The sequence below is a fragment of the Candidatus Leptovillus gracilis genome (genome assembly GCA_016716065.1).
In the GTDB taxonomy this organism is placed as follows: domain Bacteria; phylum Chloroflexota; class Anaerolineae; order Promineifilales; family Promineifilaceae; genus Leptovillus; species Leptovillus gracilis.
Window position 1 is genome coordinate 156745 of sequence record JADJXA010000011.1, and the last position, 16186, is coordinate 172930.

At 57.6% G+C, this 16186-nt stretch carries 14 protein-coding genes and 1 pseudogene; 1 reads left to right on the forward strand and 14 read right to left on the reverse strand.

The genetic code is table 11. From position 1 onward, the window contains the following. Nucleotides 1-98 precede the first annotated feature (98 nt). The 4 genes and pseudogenes from IPM39_21750 to IPM39_21765 all read right to left on the reverse strand — a co-directional run bounded on the left by IPM39_21750 (nucleotide 99) and on the right by IPM39_21765 (nucleotide 3902). On the reverse strand, nucleotides 99-428 hold the full coding sequence (locus IPM39_21750; GenBank protein ID MBK8988661.1) for a hypothetical protein: 330 nt from the start codon (nucleotides 426-428) through the stop codon (nucleotides 99-101). Nucleotides 429-481: 53 nt separating this feature from the next. After that, complete coding sequence (mutS, locus tag IPM39_21755) at nucleotides 482-3112, reverse strand: DNA mismatch repair protein MutS (protein MBK8988662.1); 2631 nt, start codon at nucleotides 3110-3112, stop codon at nucleotides 482-484. Between the two features lie 196 nt (nucleotides 3113-3308). Beyond that, nucleotides 3309-3653, reverse strand: a complete 345-nt coding sequence (locus tag IPM39_21760; protein ID MBK8988663.1) for a type II toxin-antitoxin system HicB family antitoxin — start codon at nucleotides 3651-3653, stop codon at nucleotides 3309-3311. Further along, nucleotides 3650-3902 (reverse strand): annotated as a pseudogene (locus IPM39_21765) (type II toxin-antitoxin system HicA family toxin). Before IPM39_21765 ends, IPM39_21760 begins: the two are co-directional and overlap by 4 nt. 300 nt (nucleotides 3903-4202) lie before the next feature. On the opposite strand from IPM39_21765, the gene IPM39_21770 reads away from it, so the two are divergent. Then, nucleotides 4203-4535, forward strand: coding sequence for a PLP-dependent transferase (locus IPM39_21770; protein MBK8988664.1), 333 nt, complete (start codon nucleotides 4203-4205; stop codon nucleotides 4533-4535). 25 nt (nucleotides 4536-4560) lie between these two features. Here IPM39_21770 and IPM39_21775 read toward each other — a convergent pair whose 3' ends face one another. The 10 genes from IPM39_21775 to IPM39_21820 all read right to left on the reverse strand — a co-directional run bounded on the left by IPM39_21775 (nucleotide 4561) and on the right by IPM39_21820 (nucleotide 16112). Then, a complete protein-coding gene (locus IPM39_21775) occupies nucleotides 4561-5097 on the reverse strand; it encodes a dual specificity protein phosphatase family protein (GenBank protein ID MBK8988665.1) in 537 nt (178 codons plus the stop codon). A gap of 96 nt (nucleotides 5098-5193) precedes the next feature. After that, on the reverse strand, nucleotides 5194-6423 hold the full coding sequence (locus tag IPM39_21780) for a YeeE/YedE family protein (protein ID MBK8988666.1): 1230 nt from the start codon (nucleotides 6421-6423) through the stop codon (nucleotides 5194-5196). Between the two features lie 34 nt (nucleotides 6424-6457). Further along, complete coding sequence (locus tag IPM39_21785) at nucleotides 6458-7039, reverse strand: YeeE/YedE family protein (GenBank protein ID MBK8988667.1); 582 nt, start codon at nucleotides 7037-7039, stop codon at nucleotides 6458-6460. Nucleotides 7040-7089: 50 nt separating this feature from the next. Next, a complete protein-coding gene (locus IPM39_21790; protein MBK8988668.1) occupies nucleotides 7090-9894 on the reverse strand; it encodes a cytochrome b/b6 domain-containing protein in 2805 nt (934 codons plus the stop codon). 2 nt (nucleotides 9895-9896) lie between these two features. After that, nucleotides 9897-11339 carry a tetrathionate reductase family octaheme c-type cytochrome gene (locus IPM39_21795; protein MBK8988669.1) on the reverse strand — a complete coding sequence of 481 codons (1443 nt, stop codon included), beginning with the start codon at nucleotides 11337-11339 and terminating at the stop codon, nucleotides 9897-9899. Nucleotides 11340-11345: 6 nt separating this feature from the next. Continuing rightward, the gene (locus tag IPM39_21800; protein ID MBK8988670.1) at nucleotides 11346-11693 is read right to left on the reverse strand and encodes a winged helix-turn-helix transcriptional regulator; all 348 of its coding nucleotides are present in this window, start codon (nucleotides 11691-11693) and stop codon (nucleotides 11346-11348) included. A gap of 161 nt (nucleotides 11694-11854) precedes the next feature. Further along, the gene (locus IPM39_21805; protein MBK8988671.1) at nucleotides 11855-12115 is read right to left on the reverse strand and encodes an acyl-CoA-binding protein; all 261 of its coding nucleotides are present in this window, start codon (nucleotides 12113-12115) and stop codon (nucleotides 11855-11857) included. 659 nt (nucleotides 12116-12774) lie between these two features. After that, the gene (locus IPM39_21810) at nucleotides 12775-13200 is read right to left on the reverse strand and encodes a hypothetical protein (GenBank protein MBK8988672.1); all 426 of its coding nucleotides are present in this window, start codon (nucleotides 13198-13200) and stop codon (nucleotides 12775-12777) included. Then, nucleotides 13193-13480: a hypothetical protein gene (locus tag IPM39_21815; GenBank protein ID MBK8988673.1), complete on the reverse strand. Its 288-nt coding sequence runs from the start codon at nucleotides 13478-13480 to the stop codon at nucleotides 13193-13195. Before IPM39_21815 ends, IPM39_21810 begins: the two co-directional genes overlap by 8 nt. Before the next feature lie 127 nt (nucleotides 13481-13607). Next, nucleotides 13608-16112 (reverse strand): hypothetical protein, encoded by a 2505-nt coding sequence (locus tag IPM39_21820; protein MBK8988674.1) that lies wholly within the window; start codon nucleotides 16110-16112, stop codon nucleotides 13608-13610. Between the last annotated feature and the right edge of the window lie 74 nt (nucleotides 16113-16186).

Genomic DNA, 16186 nt, shown 5'->3' on the forward strand with positions numbered 1-16186 from the left:
TAAACGACTTAGGAATGTGGATCAAATAAATCGCGGGAAAAGTTCAACTTCTCCGAAGAAGTTGAACTTTTAGATCGTCATTGTTCACCGAATGCGTCTTATGCCCAGTCCACCCCATCATAGTAGCGCGTGCCGCGGTGGCCTTTGTACGGAATGGGCGTGGGCAGCCGTTCGCCGGGACAGGCGACCATCACCAGGGTGCGTGGTTTGCCGGAATCGGGGTTGATCGCGCCGGGGATGAGTTCTTTGATGGGGCAGCGGCCGATTAACTCGTCGTTGAAAATGGTGTAGACGTAATGGCCGACGGCCAGTCTGGTGGGTTTGCCAGCCATGTGGAATTCAAATTCGGCCAGGGAACCATCGTATAAAGCGTCGGCGGCGGCACGGCCGTCACCGGCGGGTATGGTCTTTGTGATGCCAAAATTCATCGCAAGTCTCTCCTCGTGTAAATAGTGCGCCAGCATTTAGCTGGCCCATCTTTTTATGCTTCGCGCACAAACTTCCGCTTCCACTCGTACAGCTTGTTGATGGCTTCCAACGGCGTGAGGGCGTTCACGTCCAGCTTCTCCAGTTCTTCGAGGATGGGGCTGGTTTCGGGGAAGAGGGCCATTTGCTGGCTGGCGGTGAAGCGATTGGGGGTAACGGCCGTCGTCGGCGCGTGTTTCTCTAACTCTTTTAAAATCTCGTTGGCCCGGTTGATCACGTCGCGGGGCAGCCCGGCCAACTGCGCCACGTGGATGCCATAGCTCTGGTCAGCCCCACCCGGCACAATCTGGTGCAAGAACACCACCGAATCCCCTTCCTCGGCCACCGCCACGTTGTAATTCGCCACCAGCGGCAGCAAATCGGCCAGCCCCACCAGCTCGTGGTAATGGGTGGCGAAGAGGGTGCGCGGCTTGAGGCGCGGGTGGTTGTGCAGGTATTCCAGTATTGCCCAGGCGATTGCCAGACCATCGTAGGTGCTGGTCCCCCGGCCGATTTCGTCCAGAATCAGCAGCGAACGATGGGTCGCGTGGTGCAAAATCTCGGCTGCTTCGACCATTTCCACCATGAAGGTGCTGCGGCCGGCGTGCAGTTCGTCGTGCGCGCCGATGCGCGTGAAGATGCGGTCTACCAGGCCAATGGCGGCGCTGTCGGCGGGTACGTAGCTGCCGATTTGGGCCATGAGGGTGATCAGCGCCGTCTGCCGGAGGTAGGTGCTTTTCCCCGACATGTTGGGGCCGGTGATAATCTGGATGCGATCGGTGGCATGGAAGTGAGTATCGTTGGGCACAAAGCGTTCGCCGATTGCGACGCCGGTTGACTGTTCGACGACGGGGTGACGGCCGTTGACAATTTTAAGTTCGTGGTCGGTCGCCAATACCGGGCGGACGTAGTTGTTTTTGGCGGCGGCTTCGGCCAGGGTGGCGGCCACGTCAATTTGCGCCAGGATTTGCGCCGTCGCCAGCAGCCGCTGCGCCACCTGCGCCACCTGCCCACACACCTCGGTAAAGACGCGCCGCTCAATCTCCAAAATACGCTCCTCGGCGTTGAGGATGAGCGTCTCATACTCCTTCAAATCGGGGGTAATGTAGCGCTCGGCGTTGGTCAGGGTTTGCTTGCGGATGTAATCGTCGGGGACCAGGGCGCTGTTGGCGCGGGTCACTTCGATGTAGTAGCCAAACACCTTGTTGAAGCCCACCTTCAGCGAGGCGATGCCGGTGCGCTCGCGCTCGCGCGGCTCCAGCCCGGCCACCCATTCCCGCGCATTGGCCGATGAGTTCATCACCCCATCCAACTCGGCCGAAAAGCCCTTTTTGATGACGCCCATCTTGTTGAAATTGGTCGGCGCGTCGTCGCTGATGGCGCGGGTGATCAGGTCGCTGGTTTCGGGGCAGGCGTCCAATTGGGCGGCCAGATTGCGGATTGCGGATTGCGGATTGCGGATAAGAGCCTCTCCTTCCGCAATCCCTAGTCCGACAACCGCAATTGCTTTTTTTAGCTCCGGTATTGCCTCCAGCGCCAGCCGAATATGCTCTAAATCGCGCGGCGTGGCTTTGCTGCTGAGAACACGGTTGGTCAGCCGTTCCAGGTCGGGCAGCCCTTTCAGCGTGGCGCGGACCTCGGCGCGCAGCAGGGCGTCGGCAAAAAAGGCTTCTACCTGGTCGAGGCGCTGGTTGAGGCTGTCTAACGCCAGCAGCGGCCGGGTGATGCGTTCGCGCAGCAGGCGTGTGCCCATTGGCGTGACCGTTTTGTTGAGCACGCCAAAAAGCGAATTTTGCCGCACCCCACCCAATGATTCGGTCAGTTCCAGGTTGCGGCGGGTGTTTTCGTCTAGAGCCATGAAGCCTTCGGTGCTGTAATAGGCCAATCGCTGAATCTGGCCGATGGACCCGCGCTGTGTTTCTTGCAGGTAATAGAGGGCGGCGCCGGCGGCGCGTACGGCCAGTGGTTTGCCGTCAATGCCAAAACCGGCCAGGGTGGACACGCCAAAGTGGCGCAGCAGGCTTTGCCGCGCCGCGCCTTCTTCAAAGCGCCAGCCAGGTAGATGAGTGACGTTGGGATTGGCGTCGTACAGGCTGACATCGTTTTCGGGGATGAGCAGTTCGGCGGGGTGCAGGCGGGCCAGTTCTTCGGCCAGGGCGCGACGGTCGTTTAGCTGGGTGACGGCAAATTCGCCGGTGGTGATGTCAGCATAGGCCAGGCCATAGAGATCGTCTTCGCGGATAACGGCCGTTAAGTAATTATTCCGTCCCGCATCCAACATGCCCGGCTCGATGACGGTACCGGCGGTGAACACACGCACTACTTCGCGCGGCATCAGCCCGTTGATGAGTGTGGTACTCGTTTGTTCGCACAGCGCCACTTTGTAGCCTTTGGCGATGAGCCGGGCGATGTAGCCTTCGGCGGCGTGGTGGGGTACGCCGGCCATTGGCGTGCGCACCCCTTTGCCCTGGGGCCGGCTGGTGAGTACCAGGTCCAGTTCGCGGGCGGCCGTTTCGGCGTCGGCGTCGAAGGTTTCGTAAAAATCGCCCAGGCGAAAGAAAACGATGGCGTCCGGGTGCTGCGCCTTGATGTCGAGGTACTGCTGCCGGCTGGGGGTGACGCTGCTGGATTGTGTGGCTGAGGCCATAGGAACTCCATTGAAAGGATGAAGGATGAATTATGAAGGATGAAGATGGGATTTTAAAGGGGATTGGGGGAGTAGGCAATATAGGTTTGGTGACGCATTTGTCACTGATCTGGATGACCCTCCACGGGTGAGGTAATTCAAATTCCATCAACCATACTTTGTTTGCGGTAAAGTATTCGCTGCCTGTGTGGAAAGCTTAGCACGATTGAGCTTGAATCGTTTGCTCAAGTTCATCTGCTACCCATTGATTTAAGCTTTTCCCTGAAGCTGCCGCCTTGATCGCAAGTTCAGCGTGTAATTCTTTGGGTATACGCAAGTTGAACTTTCCAGAATATTCCTTTCGTGGTTCTATGCCACGTTCTGCACAGGCCTCAAGAAATACTTTAAGTGATAACGCCCCTTCTCTATAAAGACCATCTATGTCTTTTGCATAAAAATCAGCGCCGCCATTCAATCCAATAAATTCACCGCGGAACATTTCAATATCAGGATCATATTGGATAATTGCTTGATAGTCGTCAATTTTCATTAAGTTCATCATGGTGTCACCTCATTTGTTTCCAGCCATTTGCGGATGCTTGCCACAGCCCCTTTGTCAGTATCGGGTCTGGGGTGAGGCCGATGAAAAATACGTATCTCACCGAAAAGGAAAACTTCAACGCGAGAGCCTTCTCTCTGTGATTTCTGCACCCAGTTCGATGAACAATGCTTCTATATCATGCCACTTGATATTTGCGCTAATGGGGCGTGTGAAAATGAGTGCAAGCGTTTTCTGATGTTTTCGCTTCATAGGCGAAATGGTACTATTTTGTCGTACCAAAGTCAAGGTAGGAAAGCTGCCGTTATCATTTCAACGATGTATCGTGTTACAATGCGTGTCACGTCAAAAAACATCGGGCGGGGATTAGGGGATTTATCTCCCAATCCCCGCTTTTATTTTTAGGAGAGGGTGATGACAAAGAGAGAACAGAGATTGGAAACGGCCGTAATCCGTACCTGAACCCCCACTTCCCCGTACCGCGAATACGCCCACGACCTTTTCGCCAAAGAGGTTGACGGGCAAATTTACACTTGCTATGGCAATCCCAACGTGGATGAGTTCATCCAGAGGATGTGCCAGTTGGAAGGAGCGCAGGTGGGCATTGTCCTGGCTTCGGGCATGTCGGCGGAGTTTACAGCGCTGACCGGGCTGCTAAACAGCGCCACCCCACTCGGCTTCTACCACCCACACCAGCCTCACGGAAGCAGAACTCGGGCTGTTTACATTACGCCGGGTCTCATTCGGATTTCGGTAGGGCTGGAAGCGGGGGAGGATGTGATGGCGGATGTGGGGCAGGCGTTGGGGCGGAGGAAATTGTCAATGGCCAATAGTCAATCGTCAATCGTCAATGGTTGTGCCTTACGGCTAACAGCTTATAGCTAACAGCTAATAACTTACAGCGAACAGCTTACTGCTTCCGGTTTTCGACCCACGCATTGAGCCGGTCGCGGTGGCGGCCTTCCAGTTTGGTGAGGGCGCGTTTGCGTTTGAGCAGGGCGTTGGCCTGCTCGAAGGTGAGGTTGTGTTCGGCCATGAGGTAAGCGGCCAGCAGGGTGGCCGAACGGCCGCGCCCTTTGGCACAGTGGACGAGGATGGAACGGCCGTTCGCCGCCTGCTCTCTCATCCACTTCACCCCTTCCTCGATCACGTCCACTGAGGGCACTGTGATGTCCAGCACTTTTAACTGCACATAAGCAATGTCGTGGGCGACGTAAAACGCCGCGTCATCTTCGCGCTCGGCGCGAATGTTGACAATCGCGCCGATGTTGTGCTGCCGTAGAAACTCGTAGTCGCGCCGGTAAGTGGGCGCGCCGCCCAGCCACAATTCGTCCTGAATGACCCCATCGGGCGTGATCTGGTCAAACCAGGCGTGGCCCTGGATGACTTCGTAAATGAAGCGAATAATTGGGTATAGTTTGTCGAAAAGCCAGTGAATCGGATTCATAGGGTAAGCATAGCCCAGGCTAAAAAAATCGCAAACAAAAACGGGGCGTTTGTTTCCGACAAACGCCCCGTCATTTTCTCCTTCTCGCCAGAGAAGCTACCCACAACCGCCGCTGGTCGGTGCGCGCTTCAGTTCCAGCAGAACTTTGGGCGTGTATTCCAGCTCAAAAGCCTCCGGGTCCGGCTCGGCGGCTGCATAGCGGGCGCCGACTGCCGAATCGAAGATGTAACACAATTCGTCGTTACCGGCCCCGGCGTTAAAGCCTTTGGTCAGATTGTCGTCGCCAAAGGTGGCGATCCAATTGTTGATGCCGCCTTCCAAAATATAAACATTGGGCACAGCCTCGGCTACCAGGATTTTCCACGCTTCTGTGGCGGCTTCCTCGTCGTTGCTCATTAATACAAAGACGGCGTTCGCCGGTTCAAAGTGCAGCGCTTCTACTTTGTCGGGTATTTGGGTGAGCGGTATGTGCTGCGCGTCTAAAATGTGGAACAGGTTGTAATCGGCTTCGGCGCGCACGTCCAGCATAATCACCTTGATATTGGTGTCTTCGATGATAGACAGCAGTTCGCCGGGATGAATTTGCACCAGACGGTCGGTAAGCATCTGCCCTTTTTCCGCTTCCATTTTGGTCCAACGGTCTTCGATGGTGGGCTGCCCCAGGACGATAAGCACGACGCCGCTGAGCGCCAGGACGACGGCCGCCGCGTAGCGCCATTTGGGCGCTTCTTTGGCGTCTTTGCCGCCATATTTTTGCTCCAGCTTTTCAGCGCCCCAGAACATGAACAGGGCCATCAGCACCACGCCCAAGACCACCACGCCGGTGGGAAGGCCGAACAGTTCCGGCAAGGTGAAGCGCCCCATGTAGGAGGAATTCCAGAAGATGGCGTAGTAATCTACCGTTTCGCCAAAAAGAAAGATGCCGAATAAAACGCCGAGGACGAAGAAAACGCCGTCTAACTTGCCGGTGGCGACTGCTACCAGCGACGTGCCGGGGCAGAAACCGCCGATGATGAAACCAAAGCCCATGATCAAGCCGCCGAGGACGCCGGGCCAAAGGTAGGTGGGATTGACCCAGAGCAGGTTGTAGTCCAGCAGGCCAACGGCCGTTGCGCCAAAAATCAAGACCATCGCCACAATAATCGCCCCAAACATCACTTTGAGCACGGTCAGGTCTTTGAAATAAAACTGGGCGGCCAATTTTTTGGAATTGCCGAAGCCGGCAATTTCCAGGACGTAGCCAAAAGCGAAGCCAATAATCGCGTAAACGACGTAAGTGCCCCAGTGGCCGAAAATAGGTGTGAGTTGTACGGGAAAAGGAGCCATGTTTTCTCCAGTTACCAGAGTTGGTAAATGATAATTAGTTCCAGAATTTACGCAGGGAATAGGCGAGCATATAGGCTCCGGCGAAGACTGCGAGCATGAAAGCCCAACTGCCCACGGACAGCACGGCGCCGCCGGACAATGCCTGCCCGGAGGTGCAGCCGCGCGCCATGCGCGCCCCATACCCCATCAGGCTGCCGCCGATGAAGGCCATTACCCAGCGCACTTTGATAGGAACCTGGGGGCCGCGATTGGTTTCTATTTTGAAACGGCCGTTTATCACCCCTGCCGCAAAACCGCCCAGAATCGTGCCCACGGTCATAAAGACCACCCAGTTGTCCAGGGCGTTTTTGCTGCCCCCGGCCATGCTGATCAGGTAAGGAACCCGGTCGGTGTGTGCCGGCGCAATCAAATCTTGCGCATAGACCAGGATACGGTTCAAGCCGCCGGAAGCTCCCAGCCCGTTGCCCGTAATGAAAAAGGCCAGAAACAGCACCACGCCTAATAAAACCGCGGCCAAATAGGGGTTGATGTAAGCCTTTTCCGCCCGGGCGGTCAGAGCGTGTTTCAGCGTTTGCCAAAAAGTTGGTTTTGTCTCATTTGGTGTTATCGTCGTCATCACTTACTCCAATCGTCAATCGTCAATCGTCAATCGTCAATCGCCAATCGTCAATCGGCCGACTGCGCCGCCTGAGCGCTGTCGCCGTGGACTTCCACTTCATCCCAGCCCACGATCATCGCCTTGATGTTGGCGGTGGGCGTATGACCGGTGGTGGTCAGGTACACATGGGCTACAATGAAGGAGGCCAGCAGCCAGGAGATCAGGGTATGGAACGGCGCCAGGAACGTCAGCCCGCCCAATTGACTGCTGATTTGCGGCCAGCGCTGCGCGCCCCACATTAAAATACCGGTGATTACCTGCAAGGGCAGCAGCACGTTCAGGAGTCCAAAATAGGTCGCCTGCTGCAAAGGGTTCATTTTGCGCTGGCGTGTTTTTTCATAGGGGTGTTCTTCGCCGCGGAAAATGCCGTGCAGGTAATATTTTCCCTGCACGATGGCGTCGTTAAAGAAGCCGCGGGGCTGGGGCAAAAACTGCCGTATCTCGCCGCTGGCCAGGTGGTAAAAAGCAGCCAGAGCAGCGTTAGCGATGAGTATGAAGGCCATGATATTGTGAATCTGGACCACGTAGTTGAAGCTGAACATGCCAAACTGCGCCGGCTTGTGAATGATCAGCCCGGTAAACAGCAGGATGAAGATGACCAGGGTTTGCAGCCAGTGCCATAGGCGCTCATAGACTGTGTACATGTACACTTCGCGCAGTTCTGGTTCGTGGCGCTCAGTCTGGCGGCGGGCGGCAAGGAAACGCAGGCCGCCGTGGATTACCACCCCAAACAATGTGCCAAGGAAAATCAGCACGCCCAACCAGTCTATCCAGAAAACGGAATCGTGACCCAGGATGTACATGCTGGCGACGTTGGGGTCGCTGCTGCTGGTGAGGGGTTGATAGTACAACTGCCCGGCGTCGTTGGTGACCAGTTCGCCGGTAACGGCCGTGGCGCTGCTGCCGAAGAAGGTGGGCAGGACGCCGCCGGGAATCTGGTTCGCCAGCAGCATGGGGGTGGTAATGCGGGATTCACTGCTGTGGCAGTCGGCGCAGTTTTTGGTGGCCCATTCGCCATGAGTGACGTTGTGGTTGATGTTGTAGGGCTGCACTTCGCCGACGATGCGCGGATTTTCCAGACCTTGAGCTTGCAAACGGCCGTTTATCAGTGCTTCCTTCTCGTCGTTGTTGATGATCAATTCGCCGGTGTCCAGAGCGCCGTCGCCATTGCCATCAAAAGCAGCCAATACTTCGGCGGCGTACTGCGCTTCCCCATCCAGCCAGGCGGCTTGCAGCGCGGCGTAAGGCACGGGCCGCGCCGGTTCGCCATGGATCCAATACCAGGAGCTGACCAGATTGTGCGGAGCCAGCGAGGTGGTCCCGTCGGCGTTGAGGCGGGGCAGCAGCACGGGCTGGAAACCGGTGATCAGAACGTTGCTAAAGGTGGTTCCGTCGCCCTCCACGCCGCGGCAAATGCCCTGCGGAACGCCATCGGGACGCAGCACGGTCCAGTCGGTGGTCTGGCGGGCGGGGCTGTACATGTGGGGCGTGTGGCAGGTTTCGCAGCTGAGAACGGCCGTGTGCCGTTCTTTATAAGGCAGCCAGTTGTGGGTATTCTCAATGCTGTGGCACGATTCACAGGTGCGCAGCGAATTGTCGAACTGCGCGGCCAGCGTGTTTTGCGCGCTTTGCCCCTTGGCAAACTGGTGCAGCGGCCGGTACAGATATTCGCCCAGGTCAATGCGGCGCGGGTCAAACGTGAGATGACCGGGCTGTGAGCTATCGCTTTCCTGGTAATAAATGGGGTTGTTCAGCGCGTAATGGCAGTCGGTGCAGCCGACGACGCGCTCGGCGTGGATGTCCCAGGAGCGGGTGAGTGAGGCTTTGTTTTCCAGGTTGACGCCGGAACTGGAGAGGCGCTGCGGCGAAAAGATTTGCCCGGAGGTGATGGTACTCCACTGGGTTGGCGAACATTCGTTGAGAACCAGCGGCGTTTGGGCGTCTACGTGGACCAGTCCGTGGCACTGGGCGCAGTTTTGGTCTGTGGGGTTTTGAATGTTGACGAAGGATTTGGTGATCTCGCCGTCTTCATCAAAGGCGTTCTCGTTCCACTGCCAGGCGCCGTTCACCTGATCCACGATCCCCGTGCCCAGCAGGGTGGCTGTGTTGGCCCATTGGAACTGCCCGTCTTGCAAAGCGGCGATGCGCGCTTCGTTGTTGGGTTCAGGGGTATGGCACAAAAAGCAGTTCATTTCCACCACGCCGGACTCGGCCCAATCCCAGGGGATGAGCGCGCCGCTGGCCGGGTCGGTGGCCTGCGTGTCCATGTTGCTGGCGCCGGCGGGTAAAGCGCTCAGGGGGTAGCCGTCGCGGCTGGTGACGGACGGACCGCCGCCCACGTGGCGCACGCCAAAGACGCTAATCCAGTCGGCGGTGGTTAAATCTACGATGTCGTCCCCTTCGGGCGAAAGGTAGCGGTAGGTGAGAGGGTTCCATTTGCCGAAGATGCCGGGGCTGCTGTCCCAGGAACGGCCGTTCTCCACCGCGCCAACCTCTGTAAATTCACTCAAACCCACGTCAGCGTGGAAGCTGTGGGTGGCGATGAAATCGGTGTCGTGGCAGGCGCGGCAGGTTTCCATGGTGGAAATCGGCTGGCCGGAAGCCAGCACGTTGCTGCCGTTGGTATCCAATAGTGGGAAAGTGGGATGTAAGGAAGAGATGGGCGGGGCGGAAACGGCCGTGCCGTCCGAGCCGGTTTCGCCTTCCTGGGCAGTCACGTTGCGGTTGAGGATGAGCAGCAGCGCCAGCAGCAGGCTGCCGACGGCCAGGCCAAGGCGCAGCGGTGTGTGTGGGGTGCGTTTCAATGTGTGCATGGTTATTTCCCCGCGAGGCTGGACACAGTGCGCCCGCCCCATTTCATGGGGTCGCCAAAGTAACCCAGGGCTTCCCAGTCTAAACGGCCGTTATCATTGTGACAGTCAGCGCATTGCAGCGCTTCTTCCTTGGTCTGCACCAGATGGGACAGCGGCCAATACATTTCCGTGGGCGCGAAGCCCATCTGCCCGCTGTAAGCCTGCCCGGCGGCTTCCGCGCCCAATCTGGCTGCCTGATCCCAATCAAAGTCTGCCCAATAACCGCCTTCGCCGACCGTTTTAACTTGCAGCAAGGTGTTGTAAATTTCGTCATAAGGCTGCATGGCGGTATGGATTTTGAACGGCCAAATTTTGGCGGTGGGGTCGTTGATGTCGCCCAGCGGCATGTTGATGGATGTGACCTCGCCGGGGTCCATGATGTCGCCTATGAGATAGCGGTCGGCCGAGCCGTTGAACCAGAGATAGTCGGGCATGAAGTTGTTTTCATAGACAAAGCTGCCCTTGATCTTCAAATATTCGTGGGTGTCTTCGGGCAAATCTTGCCCGGCCGTTGACCAGTCCCAGTCCATTTTGGTGGCGTCGCGCACAGCGCCTTCGGGGATGTGGCAGGTCTGGCAGGCGACGGCAGCGGCATGGCTGTTGATGCGTTCATCATCGTGGGGTGTTTCGCTGTGGCAGTCGGCGCAGTCGAAAGCGCTGCGCGTGTCCACGCTGACGGCGATGCTGTGCCCTTTCACCTGATGGTCTTCGGTTTGGTGGCAGTCTACGCATTGAAAATCGTGCCGCCCCATGTGGACGTCTACGTCGGCAGTGGGGTAAAAGAGGCTGCTGTCCAGGTCGCCATGTTTGACGGCGTTGCCGCCGCCGCCGTTGAAGTGGCAGCTGCCGCAGTTGCGGCGGGTGGGCGTACCCACGCTTTGAGCGACCATGGCCAGGTCCACGCCATCGGCCGGCAGGCCGGAGTTGGTTTTGCTATACAGGCCAGATTGGTCGTGGCAGACCAGGCAGTCGATGTTGTCTGTCTGGGAGAAGTCAAAATCCCCGTCTTCCCAGCCGTAGCCGGCGTGGCAGCGGGTGCAGCCCGTCCAGTTGCTCTGGATGCCGATGCAGAAATTATTAAGCTGGTTCTTTTTGCCAATGGTGACAGGTTCGTCGCGGCCGGGCAGCATGACTGGCTCGCCTTCCCATTTCCAATGCACGGTTTGGGAGACCTGGTGGGCGGCGTCTTCGTGGCATTCCAGGCAGGCGCGGGTGACGTCGGCGCCGGTTTCGTAAGGGCCGGTCATCAGGTCGGTGTGGTCTACGTGGGGGGGGCGGACGGGCACGTTCACCCAGGGGTCATCGGCTGCCCGAGTGTCTCTGGTGACGAATAGCACGGTGGGCGTGATGACGATGAGGAGGGTGACGATTAGTCCAACGATCCAGGTGTATTTGAACTCTTTCATGTTGCCTCAACTTGGTCCGATTGGCGGATTCTCAGCCAACAGGCTGGTTTGCCTGGACAGGCTGTCGCGCAGGATGTGGCGCATAGAATTTAAAATGGTAATCATGCGAGGGTCGGCCAGGCTGTACACGACTGCCGGTCCTTCGCGCTGCGTGGAGACGAGGCCACGCTGCCGTAAAACGCGCAGGTGGCGAGAGATGGTAGGTTGGGGGGTGTCTAGCAGGTCGGCCAGGGCGGTGACGTGTAAGGGGTTGTTATCCAGGGCGTAGAGAATCTGGATGCGTTTGGGGTCCCCCAGCGCCTGACAAATGTTGGCGTGTAAGAGGGTTAATTCTTCGAGAGTGGGTATATTCATACGGCCGTTCACCTATCCCTCTGTCTATGTATTCGCTTATGCGAATACATGTAGGAAGTATAGATGACGGCCGTATTTCCGCCCGCCGATGAATGTCACAATTTGCTTGTGACATTTGTCACGATTGGGTGGACGGGACGCCTGCGCTCCGACGAGAAGGGTCAGGCTTTCTGCAGACGTTCCACCAGGGTGATATAGGCCTGCATGGCCGCTTCCTTGTTGGTTCCCTGGAGTTTGGCCCAGGCATCGTACTTGGCGCGGCCAACCGGGTCGGTGAAGCCGGGGCGTTTGCCGCCAGCGTCACCCTGGGTGGCTTGCTTGTAATGGGCGTACAGGCTCAGCAGCTCTTCGTTGCTGGGGCGGGTGGGTAAACTTTGGGCGGCGGCAGCGGCCGTTTGGAATTGGGTCTCTAAATCGGACATAGAAGCTCCTTCTGGGAAAATGGAGTTGTTAAATCCAGCAATTCTCAATTTGCAATCCAGCCGTAGGGGCGGGACAACATTTTTGCCAATCACCAATGCCTGGTCTCCCGCCTGTCTCGCCCCTCTTTGGGTCCCATTGGGCGAGACGGCGCGGGAAAATGGCGTCCGCTGCGGCTGTTACCTGTCCGCGCCGTCCGACCCCTACTAGCACACCCGGGCAAATTGAGAACTGTTGTGTCAAATCTTAACGATTTGACACCTTTAAACCGTAACATCCTGGTTGACTGACAAATCTCAGATTTTCACCGCGGAGAGCGCGGAGGACGCGGAGATTTTCTCTAGTACAGCCTCCGCGCTCTCTGCGTTCTCCGCGGTTAGATAAGTTTTGTCAGTCAATCAGCCGTAACATCTCAATAAATCGGGGGAGCCTATAAGAGGTTTGTCGTTGGCGCCACGGTCGTCTTTAGCCCCGTTTACGGGGCATCGTTTTTTAGCCTGGGGTTTTAGCTCCAGGCGGAGCGGACCACCGACGACGACCAGCGCTAAAGCGCCGGTCCATAAAACAGCGCCGGGTAAACCCGGCTTTTACCTCTTTGCTACCGATTACCCCAAGATATTGAGAAGATACTCTAAACCTTTGAAACACACCCATTGGTAATTCAGGCTTCTTCCTCCACATTGATGAGCTTATCTGTCAGGCCCTCCTTTTCGATGACGAAGTGGAGGGCCATGTCGAAAGCGGCCTGGGTGAATTTCAGGACTTCGGCATAACCTTCGTCGGAGAGTTTGCGGGCGGCGTCGTGGCGGCGGAAGATGTTGACAAATTGGCGTTCGCGTTCATATTGCAGCGGGATGCGGCCGATGCCCCAGTCGTTGAGAATGCGCCAGATGGTGGGGTTGTAGGCGCGGGTCATGCGCATCACAAACGGTACGGGATCGTGGCGAGCCAATAGAGCGGCCAGACGCAGGATCAATTCAAAAGAAAGGGCGGCGGTCCCGTTTTCAACAGCTTCCAGGAAGGTCTTATCTTCCAGGTCCAGGGCGTGGTTGAGGTCGCTGATGGTAAGGCCGGCGACTTTACGCACGTCTTGTAGGTAACCCGCCTTCCAGCATCATGTTCAGCTTGTCGCCATCGGTGATGAAGGATCTGCCCAGGCGCACCGGCATACCACCCGCCTTAACGGCCAACTTCAGCGCGCCAACAGTGACGTCGCCGGTGAGGTTGGTGAGGCGTTTCATTAGTGAAGGGTCCATGTCGGCGGGGGGTTGGTCCAGGCTCTCTTTTGGCGGTTTGGCGGCTGCCGGTTTTTTGGGCGGGGTAATGGAATCGTGTTCGCTGGTGTTGATGGGTGTGGTATCGGTCATAGGTATCTCCAGAAACGGCCGTTTCTTTTCCGATAGTATAAACGATACCCGCCACAATACAATCGCAATCCCAGAGAAGTGCGGGTCCCGGTCTGGCGGATTTGCGTCAATTGTAGCCGCCCAAACTTTAGGGGGTAATGGCCGCTGTTGGCGTTGTTGTAGGCAAGGCCGGGTTGGTGGACGCGCCGGGTTCGGCCATCTGCCCGTCGGCGTCGCTGTTTGGTGTTTCGCTGGGCGTGGGTGGCAGTGGTGTAGCTGTGGGCGGCGTCATTGTGGGCGGCAGTGGTGTGGCTGTCGCTGGCGGCGGCATGGGCGTGGGTGTGGGTGGCAGTGGTGTGGCTGTCGGTGGTGGTGGCGTGGGCGTAGGCGGCAGCGGCGTGGCTGTGGGGAGAACCCAGGTATTGGTGCTGTGACAGTGTGAGCATTGACCGCGTGGATGGCCTGCCGGCCGTGCATGGCAAGAATTACAGTTGGTGTACGTCGTATGGTCAAACACCACAGCCGTCCAGTCCGTGGTATTGTGGCAGCTGGAACATTGGCCGGGCCAATGACCGGCCGGCGTGTTGTGGCAGGCCAGGCAGTCTGTTAGACCGGTGTGGTCCATGGAAATCTCCCACCAATCGTTTGTGGTGTGGCACTGCGAGCATTGCCCGGTGTAATGTCCGGTGGGCGAAGTATGGCAGGTGGCGCAGTCTGTGTAGCCATCATGGCTGAAAATAGATGTGCGCCAGTCGCTGGTGGTGTGGCAGAGTGAGCATTGTCCCGGGTAATGATTGGCCTGACTGTGGCAGTTGGTGCATGTCGTATAGCCGTCGTGATTGAACTGCGCGTCTTCCCAACCGTTGGTGCTGTGGCAGTTGACGCATTGGCCGCTGTAATGGCCGGTGGGGGCCGTATGGCAGCTCAGGCAGTCTGTCAGACCGATGTGGTTGACATTAACATTGTACCAATTTTCGGTGGTATGGCAGGTGGCGCAGCGGCCGTCATAGTGGCCTGGGGGAGGGTTGTGGCAGGATTCGCAGTTGTTTGCATTGTTATGGTTCATTTCCACTTGCCGCCAATCCGCCGTGCCGTGGCAGCTTGAACATTGCCCGCCATAATGGCCGTTGGGCGCATCAGATTGATGGCAGCTCTGGCAGTTCATCGCCCCATTGTGTTTGATTTGCAGATAATTCCAATTTTCGGTGGTGTGGCAGTCGAAGCACAGCCCGAAGGAATGGCCGCTGGGCGGTTGATGACAGGTGGCGCAGTCGGTGTAGCCCTCATGGTTAAACAACGGCTGCCGCCAATCGTTGGTGGTGTGGCAGTTGGCGCACTGCCCGGTGTAGGTGTGGCCGGCTGGGGCTTCGGTGGCATGGCAGTTCAGGCAGTCGGTCTGGCCGGTGTGGTCGAACACGGCCGTATCCCAACGGCGCGTATCGTGGCAGCCGCTGCACTGCCCGGCATAATGGTCGGTCGGCTGGTCAGTTTGATGGCAGCTCTGGCAATCTACCGCGCCACGATGGTTAAATGTCGCCAACTGCCAGTCGCCGGTGCTGCTGTGGCAGTCCACGCACGCGCTGCCGTAATGTCTGCTTGGCGCGTCGGCTTCGTGGCAGCTTGTGCATTCATAGATGCGGGCATGATCGAAGGCCACGCCCGCCCAGGTGGTCGTGTCGGTGTGGCAGCGGCGGCACTCGCCAATGAATTCTTCGTAATGCCGCGCCGGTGTTGCCGCAGCGTGGCAAAGCAGACAATCCTCGTCGCGATCGTGGACGAATTGAATCATGGTCCAATCGGCCGTATTGGTGTGGCAGCGGATGCAGTCGGTGGGGTAATGGTTGGCTGGGCTTACGGCTGTGTGGCAAGATTCACATTCCACCACGCCAACATGGTCAAACTGATACGGCGTCCAGTCGTCTGTGGTATGGCAGTCGCTGCATTCGCCGCGAAAATGAGCGGGGTAGCGCGGGTTGTCGGGCAGCAGTTGGTGGCAGCTGCTGCATTGTGTTGGTGTGCTGGTGTACTGCCCATCCCCATGACACGCCAGGCAGTCTACATTAATGTGGCCGCCAGTCAGAGGCAGATTGACGTGGGCAACGCCGTCGGTCAGGAAAGCGATGGGCTGCCCGTCAATGTTGGTTGGCGGGGCGATAGGTGACGTTTGTGGCAAGACGGCCATCATCTCGGCTCGGGTATTGGCTGCTTGCAGGGCGGCTATTTTTTGGCTCAAACCTTCTACCAGGTCACTGTAGGCCGATTTCTCGATGGCTGCGACGATGATCTTGGCTTGCTGGAGTAGTTGGGCCAGACGGCCGTATAACGCCACCTGTTCTTCTTTTGGGTTTTGGTCAATCGCCAGGATGACGTCATTCAGGGAAGTATCGAAAGCGGCAACAGCCGTGCTAGTGTGATTACGGCCGTCCGACCGAGCCAGGTCAGCCAGGCGGTATTCGGCCAGACGCAGCGCTTGCTGCGCCCGGTTGGCGGCGCTGTTGGGCAGCGCCAACGACCAGGCTTCGGCTGTAAGCTGCACAGTGTACAGGCTGTGCCCTGGTTGGAAAGGATGCGTTTCCACCAGAAACGCCAAAGCAGCCAGACCCATCAGAATGGCGGCGGAAGTGTACATTAAAAATGGGAGCTGCTTCTTCATGAGCATCTCTCCTCCCAGATTTCAAGTCTGGGACCGGTGTTCAGTGGTTGATGTTTGGCGGTAGGTTGCACTGA